Here is an 8,972-nt window from a genome sequence, read left to right as displayed (position 1 = left end):
GTTCCCCCCCCCCTCTCTTTTGCCTTTTCCCCCTTTTGTTTCCCCACCCCACGGAGAGAAGACCGGAGGGGGAAGAGCCGGTGAGCCGCCGGCCTTTTCCCCCCCCCGCCACCGGAAGGGGTGAATGCTCGTAACTTTCCCGCCCCGATCGCGTTCCGCCGCGCTAAGCGGCGCGGCGTCGGGCGGGGGCCGGGCGGGCGGGCGAGGGGGCCGCGACGGGGCGACCGGGGCGGGCGCCCTCGGCCGCGGGGCGCCCCGGGCCTCAACTCCCGGGATGCACCCAGGGGTTGGGGCGGCACGAAATGCCGTCGATGTCCAGGGACTTGGTCTGCTGCTGCATCACGGGGGCGAGCGCGCCCGGGGTGCGGCAGAGTTCGTGCCCGTGGCCGAGCCGGTGCCCCACCTCGTGGTTGATGAGCATCTGCCGGTAGGCGTACATGGCCTTGGGCCCGAAGGTGACGGCGCCCTGGGCCCAGCGGAACGCGTTGATCATCACGCGCTCGGTGGAGGCGGAGTCGCAGGACACGTTGTCGACGGTCGTGTCGAGTCCGGACTTCCGGCACCAGTCGCCGGTGGTGCCGGGGCTGGCGAGCGTGATCACGAACCGCGCCTCGCCGCTGGAGACCCGCTCGAACGTCATCGCGCCGTCGCCGGCCCAGCTCCGCCGGTCGTTGAGGGTCTTCTGCACGGCGTCGGCGAAGAGCCGCGGATCGAGGCCGAGCCCCTTCTCCACGTCGACCCGGTACCGGATGAGCCTTCCCCTGCCCGGTGCCTTCTGGAAGCCGGGGACGACCTCGAAGACGCCGCTCCCCTTCAGCTTCGGGTCGATCGGGAACTGCCGGGTCATCAGCTGTTCGTACGTCGGCGCCGGGGTCTGCGCGGGGGTCGGGAGCGCCGGGGTGGAGCGGTCGTCGGAACGGGAGGCGGAGGCGTCGTCCGCGGCCCGCTCGGCCGGTCCCCCGGCGGCGCGGGCGGCGGACGGGGCCGCGCCCCGGTCGGTGACCTGTCCGGTGACGACGACGGCGAGGACGGTGGCGACGGCGGCGGCCGCGACGCCCGCGAGGGTGCGGCCGAGTCCGCTCCGGCCCGCCGGGGTCCCGGAACCGGGTTCGGAACCGGTCCCGGGGTCCGGTTCGGCCCCGTCCCCGGGACGGGGCCCGGGGACGAACGGCTCCCGGCCGTCGGTCCCTTCGGGCGCGGGGGGCCGGGCGGCGGCGCGCCGGCCCGCGTACGGCGCGGGACGCGGGCCGCCCTCCTCGTCGTGCTGCGGATGCCCGCCCCGCACGGTCGCCGTCCCCCGGCCGGAATCGCCGCGCGCGGGGGCGCGGCCGAAGGCGGGGGTGCCGTGCGCGGGAGTGCCGTGGCGCGGGCCCCCGGAACCGGGAGCCGAACCGGCCCCCCCGTGGACCGGCGTACCGCGCGCGGGAGTCCCCGGGGCCCCGCTCCCGTCATCCGGTGTCCCGTACGTCGGTGTCCCGTGCGCCGGTGTGCCCGTCCGGTCCCGGCCGTCGCCGGTCGCGGGCCTGCGGCGGCGCCCCGTCCCGGGGGTCTGCCCGGCGGCCGGTTCCGGCTCCGGCCGTGTGTCCGTCTCCCGCCGCCCGGTGTCGGCCACCGGGGACGCGGAGCCCTTGCGACTGTGTCGTCCCACGCCCCGGATCAGCTCCCGCCGTGATCGGCGATCAGTTCCCGGACGGCCTGGGCGACCGTCTCGGGGTACTCCATCATCGCCACGTGCCCCGCGTCGGGGAGGGTGAGCAGGCGCGAGCCGCCGAAGGCGGCGGCCGCCTTCAGCGCCGTGCGGTACGAGACGAGCCGGTCGCGCCTGCCGTAGACGAGCAGCGTCGGCGCGAGGACCCGTTCGGCCTGGCGCCACAGCCCGTGCTGCCCGCCGAGGGTGTACGCGTCGACGATGCCGCGCGCGGAGCGGGCCATCGCGTCCCAGAAGTACGGCAGCCGCAGGCGCCGCTCCATCTCCTCGACCGCGTGCAGGAAGCCCTCGTCGGTCACCCGGCCGGGGTCGCCGTAGCAGAGTGCCATGACGCCGCGTACCCGCTGTTCGGCCGTCCAGTCCCTGGTGAGCTTCGCGAAGAAGGAGGGGACGCCGGGCAGCGCGAGCAACGCGGTGGGCCAGGCGGTGCGCTGGGCCCGCAGCTCGGGCAGGGCCGGGGAGACCAGGGTCAGGGTGCGGACCAGGTCGGGCCGGACGGCGGCGACGCGGGTGGCGACGGCGCCGCCCAGCGAGTTGCCGATCAGGTGGACCGGACCGCGCGCCCCGGAGTCGAGGAGGCGGATGACGGCGCGGGCGTGCCCGGTGACCGAGTAGTCGCCGTCGCCGGGCGGCGGGGAGACGCCGAAGCCGGGCAGGTCGACGGCCTCGCCGTCCACGACGTCCGCGAGCAGCGGCATCAGGGCGGACCAGTTCTGCGAGGAGCCGCCGAGGCCGTGGACGTACAGGGCGGGCGGCAGACCGGGCCGGTCGCCGGGCCGGGAGCGCACGGTGAGGCGGAGGCCGGGCAGCGTGACGGAGCGGAGCTCCTCGCCCTCGGCGACCCGTACGGCACGGGACCGGGGCGCGGACGGTGCGGCGGCGGTCCGGGTTTCGGGCGGCTCGGTCGAGGACATGGGCGCAATATTACGAGACGATCACGCGCGCCCGTGTGTGGGTGCGGTCACAAGTGCGTACGAAGTGCGTGTGCGCCGGGGCACGTGTGCTCCTACGCTCGAAGGGAAGCCGTCGGAGAGGACCCCCTTCGCCCCGCACGGAAAGGAACCGCATGACTGTCGATCCGACCGAGCCGGACACGTTCACCGAGGAGGAAGAGGTCGTCGTGCTGCACGAGGAGACGCCGGAGGCGGACGCCGCCGAACAGCACACGGAGCTGCGCCCCGAGGAGGACGAGCCGCTGACCCACGTCGAGCGCGAATCGGCGAACGAGGCGGACGCCGCCGAGCAGGCGCGGGTGGTCGCCCTGGACGAGGACGACTACCGCTGACGTCCGCGTCCGCCACCGGTCCCCCGTTCCGTTTCCCGCACCGCGTGTCGACCGGGGCGTCCGCTCCGTGAAATCCTGCGTCCGCACCGCGCACAGCCGGGTTACCCGAAAGTACGATGGCGGCGCGTCGCCACCGCGCGCATGGATCGACATTTGGGAGGCCGCGTGAGCGCCATCGAGCAGACAGAGGCAGCACGCCCCCGGGGCACGCGCCTGCCGCGACGTGCCCGGCGGAACCAGCTCCTCGGCGCGGCCCAGGAGGTCTTCGTCGCCCAGGGGTACCACTCCGCCGCGATGGACGACATCGCCGAGCGGGCGGGGGTCAGCAAGCCGGTGCTCTACCAGCACTTCCCGGGGAAGCTGGAGCTCTACCTCGCCCTGCTCGACCAGCACTGCGAGTCCCTCCTCCTCGCGGTGCGCACGGCCCTGGCGTCGACCACGGACAACAAGCTCCGGGTGGCGGCGACGATGGACGCGTACTTCGCCTACGTCGAGGACGAGGGCGGCGCGTTCCGCCTGGTCTTCGAGTCCGACCTGACGAACGAGCCGGCCGTGCGCGAGCGCGTGGACCGAGTCAGCCTCCAGTGCGCCGAGGCGATCTCCGAGGTGATCGCCGAGGACACCGGCCTGTCCGAGGACGAGTCGATGCTGCTCGCCGTGGGGCTCGGCGGCGTCTCCCAGGTCGTCGCCCGCTACTGGCTGTCGAGCGAGTCCCCCATCCCGCGCGACAAGGCGGTGGAGCTGCTGACCTCGCTGGCCTGGCGCGGCATCGCGGGCTTCCCGCTGCATCCGGCCGACGGGCAGCTCAGCGCCGAGGGGCACTGATCCTGGAGGGGCCCGTGCCCCCGGCTGTTCGCTCCTGGCGTGCGGCCGTCGAGCCGTACGCGTCCCCTCGCCGGGCTAATGTGTGCAGCGTACGGCGCGGGTAGATCGCGCAACGCTGACCGTTCGGAGGGACATAGCCGTGGAGGTCAAGATCGGCGTGCAGCACGCACCCCGGGAGATCGTTCTGGAGAGCGGGCAGTCCGCCGAGGAGGTCGAGCGCGCGGTTGCCGACGCGCTGGCCGGCAAGGCGCAGCTGCTCAGCCTCGCGGACGAGAAGGGCCGCAAGGTCCTCATCCCGGCCGACAGGATCGCGTACGTGGAGCTCGGTGAGCCCACCGTCCGCCGCGTGGGTTTCGGCGCGCTCTGAAACCCCGGACACACGGCAGGGGCCCGGCCGGACCGTCTCGGTCCGCCGGGCCCCTGCCGCATGTCCGCACGCGCGCGTCGGGGGTACGGAAGGATTGTGCGCCGGGGGCCACGGGTAGGAAGGACCTCGACCGCACCGTCCGCCCCGCACCCCTCGCGAGGTGATCCCCCCGTGTATCTGGAAGCCCTCAGTTCCGCCCTGCTCGGTCTCGTTCTGGCCTGGGCCGCCCTGCACCGGCTGCCCGGCCGTCTTCCCGGCCGGGGGCCCGTCCTCGTCACCGGCGGCCTGGGCGGGGTGTTCGGCGCGTTCGTCACCCACGGGGCGCTCGGCCCCGGCCACTCCCTCGCCACCCTGGTGGGCGCCGTCGCGGTGGCGGCGGTCGTCCTCTCGCTCCTGATCCGCCCGGCCTCGCGGCGCCTGCGCCGATCAGCCGCGGTGTGAACGGCGCCGCCCCGCCCTCCGTACGGAGCCGGCCGTGCGGCGCGGGGCGGACGGTTCCGTGCGACGCGGGGCGGGTGGCTCCGTCACGGGAGACGGGGCGGGTGGCTCCGTACGGCGCGTGATCAGGCGGCGAGGCCCAGCGCGGCCATCCGCTTGGTGTGCGCCTCGGTGATCCGGGAGAACATGCGGCCGACCTCCGCGAGGTCGAAGCCGTCCGCGACGCCGCCGACCAGCATGGTCGAGAGGGCGTCCCGCTCGGCGACCACGCGCTGGGCCTGGGAGAGCGCCTCGCCCATCAGGCGGCGCGCCCAGAGCGCGAGCCGGCCGCCGACGCGCGGGTCGGCGTCGATCGCGGCACGGACCTTCTCCACGGCGAAGTTCCCGTGGCCGGTGTCGTCGAGCACGGAGAGGACCAGGCCCCGGGTGTCGGAGTCGAGCCGGGCCGCGACCTCGCGGTAGAAGTCGCTGGCGATCGAGTCGCCCACGTACGCCTTGACCAGGCCCTCCAGCCAGTCCGACGGCGCGGTCTGGCGGTGGAAGTCGTCGAGCGCCTTCGCGAAGGGCTCCATGGCCTCCGTCGGCTCCGCGTCGACGGCCGCGAGCCGGTTCCGCAACTGCTCGAAGTGGTGGAACTCGGCCGAGGCCATCTTCGCCAGCTCCGCCTTGTCCGCGAGGGTGGGCGCCAGCTTGGCGTCCTCGGCGAGCCGCTCGAAGGCCGCCAGCTCTCCGTAGGCCAGGGCGCCGAGGAGGTCGATGACGGCGGCGCGGTACTGCGGCTCGGCGGATGCCGTCGCCCAGTCCTTGGCGGCGATCCCGGTGGGTGTGGCGTTGTCAGGCGTCTCCATGCAGCGCACAATAGCCCGCCCGCGTACCCGTGGAAGGTCCTGGTCAGTCAGTGTGACCGCGCCCTCATCCCGTTTCCACCCGACACACATGCGCGATTCCGGGGTACAGTGGTAAGGCGCCTGCCGAGTATGCGGACATGCTTTCGCACGTTCGGACGTACCCGGTGGGCCGACGCATGAATGAGGATGCCCGGTCGGTGGCCCGATCGGCTCCGGCCCGACAGCCCTTCCGGCGGACCCCGCGGAAGGGTCACCCTCAGCGGTACGACGCTCGAGCGACGGCAGTGGTCCCGTGCCACCCGGCGGCGGTCTTTCCGACCGGGCCGGCAGTGTACCGGCACGGTACGACCCCCTTCGTTCGCCTCGCGCCGCGTCTCACAGAAGAGGCAGCACCCTGACTACGACTTTCCGAGAGCTCGGAATCCTTCCCGAGACGGCCGAGGCCCTTGAGGCCGTCGGCATCGTGAACCCCTTCCCCATCCAGGAGATGACCCTCCCGGTCGCCCTCACCGGCACCGACGTCATCGGCCAGGCCAAGACCGGCACGGGCAAGACCCTCGGCTTCGGCCTGCCGATCCTGCAGCGCGTGACGGTCCCCCTGGACGTCGAGGCCGGCCGGGCGAAGCCCGAGCAGCTCACCGACGCCCCGCAGGCGCTCGTCGTCGTCCCCACCCGCGAGCTGTGCCAGCAGGTCACCAACGACCTGCTGACCGCCGGCAAGGTGCGCAACGTCCGCGTGCTCGCCATCTACGGCGGCCGGGCGTACGAGCCGCAGGTCGAGGCGCTGCAGAAGGGCGTCGACGTCGTCGTCGGCACCCCCGGCCGCCTGCTCGACCTGGCCGGCCAGCGCAAGCTCGACCTCTCCCACGTCAGGGTCCTCGTCCTGGACGAGGCCGACGAGATGCTCGACCTGGGCTTCCTGCCCGACGTCGAGAAGATCATGAACATGCTTCCGGCGAAGCGCCAGACGATGCTCTTCTCGGCCACCATGCCGGGCGCGGTCATCGGCCTGGCCCGTCGCTACATGTCGCAGCCGACGCACATCCGCGCCACCTCGCCCGACGGCGAGGGCGTGACCGTCGCCAACATCAAGCAGCACGTCTACCGCGCCCACAACATGGACAAGCCGGAGCTGGTCTCCCGCATCCTCCAGGCCAACGGCCGCGGGCTCGCGATGATCTTCTGCCGTACGAAGCGCACGGCGGCCGACATCGCCGAGCAGCTGGAGCGCCGCGGCTTCGCCTCCGGCGCCGTCCACGGCGACCTCGGCCAGGGCGCCCGCGAACAGGCACTGCGCGCCTTCCGCAACGGCAAGGTCGACGTGCTCGTCTGCACCGACGTCGCCGCGCGCGGCATCGACGTCGAGGGCGTCACCCATGTCATCAACTACCAGACGCCGGAGGACGAGAAGACGTTCCTCCACCGCGTGGGCCGCACCGGCCGCGCGGGGGCGAAGGGCACGGCGGTGACGCTGGTCGACTGGGACGACATCCCGCGCTGGCAGCTCATCAACAAGGCGCTCGGCCTGGACTTCCACGACCCGGTCGAGACGTACTCCAGCTCCCCGCACCTCTTCGAGGAGCTGGACATCCCGGCCGGCACCAAGGGCGTCCTGCCCCGCGCCGAGCGGACCCGCGCGGGCCTGGGCGCGGAGGAGCTGGAGGACCTGGGCGAGCCCGGCGGCCGTCGCGGGCGCGGCCCGAAGACGGCGGAGAAGGCCGAGGAGGGCCCGGAGCGCACCCGGACCCCGCGCCAGCGCCGGCGCACCCGTGGCGGCGAGTCCGGTGACGCCCCGGCGGCACCGGCCACCCGTACCCCGGCCGCCGAGGCGCCGTCCGCCCCGGCCGTCGAGACGTCCGCCGACGAGGCCCCCGCCGAGTCCGGTCCGCGCACTCCGCGCCGCCGCCGTCGCACCCGCGTCGGCGTCCAGGGCTCCGCACCGGTCGCGCAGACCGTCTCCGCCTCCGCCGACCGGACGCCCCCGGCCGACCGGTCGGCCCAGGCGGCCCCGGCGACGCGGACCGCTCCGGTCGCCGTCGCCGAGGCCCCGGCGGTCGTCGAGGAGCGCGGGACCGAGCAGCCGGCGAGGACCGAGGAGCGGCGGAGCGAGGAGCCGAAGGCCCCCCGCCGCCGTGCCCGCGCCGCCCGCCCGGAGCCCGCTCCGGCCGTCCGGACCCCCGCGGCTCCGGCGACTCCCGCCGGCCAGACGCCGTCCCTCGCGGCGCGCCGCCGTCGCGCCCGGGTGGCGCGTCAGGTCGAGGACACCGTCTCCTTCCAGACGCCCGAGACCGCCGCGGCGGCCCTCCGGGCGAACCCCGTGGGCGGGACCCCGGCCGTCGTGACGGAGCCGAAGGCCGGGGAGCCGGGCAGGAGCGAGGAGCCGAAGAGGACCTCGCGCCGCCGCACCGCCGGGAAGCCCGCCGCCGAGCCGGCCGTGGAGACCGCCGCGGCCGTCGAGACCGCCGCGCCCCCCGCTCCGGCGGCCGAGACCGTCGCGGCCGTCACCGAGGACCCGGCCGGGACCTCCGCCGAGGTGCCGGCTCCGCGCCGCCGCCGCGCGGCCCGCAGGCCCGCCGGTTCGCCGGTGACCGCCGGGGCCCCGGCCGCCGAGGCCGTCGCCGAGCCGGTCGCCGCTCCGGCCGTGGAGGAGGCCCCCGCGCCCGCTCCGCGCCGTCGGCGCGCGGCCACGAGGGCCGCCGGTTCCCCGGCGTCCGCCGGGGCCGCGGCCGTCATCGTGGTCCCCGCCGTGACCCCGCCGGCCGCCGTCGAGGAGGCCCCCGAGGCCGCCCCGCGCCGCCGCGCCGTCCGGAAGGCCGCCGGTTCGCCGGTGGCCGGGGCCCCGGCCGCCGGGACCGCCGACGCACCGGTGACCGCCGAGACCACCGGGACGGCCCAGGCCGTCGAGGAGGCCCCCAAGGCTCCCCGCCGTCGCACGACCAAGAAGGCCGTGGCCGAACCCGTCGCGGAAGCCGCCGGGACGGCCCAGGCCGTCGAGGAAGCTCCGAAGGCCCCGCGCCGTCGCACGACCAAGAAGGCCGTGGCCGAACCCGTCGAGACGGCCGAGACCGCCGGAACGGCCCAGGCCGCCGAGGAGGCCCCCAAGGCCCCGCGCCGCCGTACGACGAAGAAGGCCGTGGCCGAACCCGTCGAGACGGCCGAGACCGCCGGAACGGCCCAGGCCGCCGAGGAGGCCCCCAAGGCTCCCCGCCGCCGCACGACCAAGAAGACGGTCACCGCCGAGGCTCCGGACGCCTCCGAGCCGAAGGCGCCGACCCGTCGTCGCACGACGAAGAAGGCGGCCGTCGAGCCGGTCGCCGAAGAGGCACCGAAGGCGGCTCCGCGCCGCCGCACCACCAAGAAGACGGCGGCCCCGGCCGAGAGCTGAGCCCGTCCCGTCCCGCCACCGCGGCCCGGCCCCTCCCCGGGGGCCGGGCCGCGGTGGCGTCCGGGGTCCCGCCGTCCGGCCGGCGCGCGGCGGCACGGCCGGGAACGCCCCGGTCG

The 8,972-nt window shown here is 75.4% G+C and carries 8 protein-coding genes; 5 read left to right on the top strand and 3 right to left on the bottom strand.

Features of this window, described 5'->3' with window-relative positions; all coding sequences use genetic code 11:
- Nucleotides 1-262: 262 nt before the first annotated feature.
- Nucleotides 263-1,285, bottom strand: a complete 1,023-nt coding sequence (locus tag ACZ6AQ_RS14520; RefSeq protein ID WP_468760115.1) for a DUF3152 domain-containing protein — start codon at nt 1,283-1,285, stop codon at nt 263-265.
- 371 nt (nt 1,286-1,656) lie between these two features.
- Complete coding sequence (locus ACZ6AQ_RS14515; RefSeq protein ID WP_468760114.1) at nt 1,657-2,622, bottom strand: alpha/beta fold hydrolase; 966 nt, start codon at nt 2,620-2,622, stop codon at nt 1,657-1,659.
- Between the two features lie 152 nt (nt 2,623-2,774).
- On the opposite strand from ACZ6AQ_RS14515, the gene ACZ6AQ_RS14510 reads away from it, so the two are divergent.
- From ACZ6AQ_RS14510 to ACZ6AQ_RS14495, 4 genes are all read left to right on the top strand, one after another.
- Nucleotides 2,775-2,993 carry a hypothetical protein gene (locus tag ACZ6AQ_RS14510; protein ID WP_388693557.1) on the top strand — a complete coding sequence of 73 codons (219 nt, stop codon included), beginning with the start codon at nt 2,775-2,777 and terminating at the stop codon, nt 2,991-2,993.
- A 165-nt stretch (nt 2,994-3,158) separates the two neighbouring features.
- Nucleotides 3,159-3,818, top strand: a complete 660-nt coding sequence (locus ACZ6AQ_RS14505) for a TetR/AcrR family transcriptional regulator (protein WP_388693555.1) — start codon at nt 3,159-3,161, stop codon at nt 3,816-3,818.
- 139 nt (nt 3,819-3,957) lie between these two features.
- Nucleotides 3,958-4,185, top strand: a complete 228-nt coding sequence (locus ACZ6AQ_RS14500) for a DUF3107 domain-containing protein (protein WP_388693553.1) — start codon at nt 3,958-3,960, stop codon at nt 4,183-4,185.
- A gap of 171 nt (nt 4,186-4,356) precedes the next feature.
- A complete protein-coding gene (locus tag ACZ6AQ_RS14495; protein WP_468760112.1) occupies nt 4,357-4,626 on the top strand; it encodes a hypothetical protein in 270 nt (89 codons plus the stop codon).
- Nucleotides 4,627-4,748: 122 nt separating this feature from the next.
- Here ACZ6AQ_RS14495 and ACZ6AQ_RS14490 read toward each other — a convergent pair whose 3' ends face one another.
- A complete protein-coding gene (locus ACZ6AQ_RS14490; RefSeq protein WP_467385701.1) occupies nt 4,749-5,471 on the bottom strand; it encodes a ferritin-like fold-containing protein in 723 nt (240 codons plus the stop codon).
- A 487-nt stretch (nt 5,472-5,958) separates the two neighbouring features.
- Here ACZ6AQ_RS14490 and ACZ6AQ_RS14485 point away from each other — a divergent pair, with 487 nt between their 5' ends.
- Nucleotides 5,959-8,856, top strand: coding sequence for a DEAD/DEAH box helicase (locus tag ACZ6AQ_RS14485; protein WP_468760233.1), 2,898 nt, complete (start codon nt 5,959-5,961; stop codon nt 8,854-8,856).
- Nucleotides 8,857-8,972: the final 116 nt, after the last annotated feature.

The organism is Streptomyces sp. NPDC041191 (genome assembly GCF_055591945.1).
The sequence above is the reverse complement of the archived record's forward strand: the minus strand, read 5'-3'. Positions and strand labels throughout refer to the sequence as shown.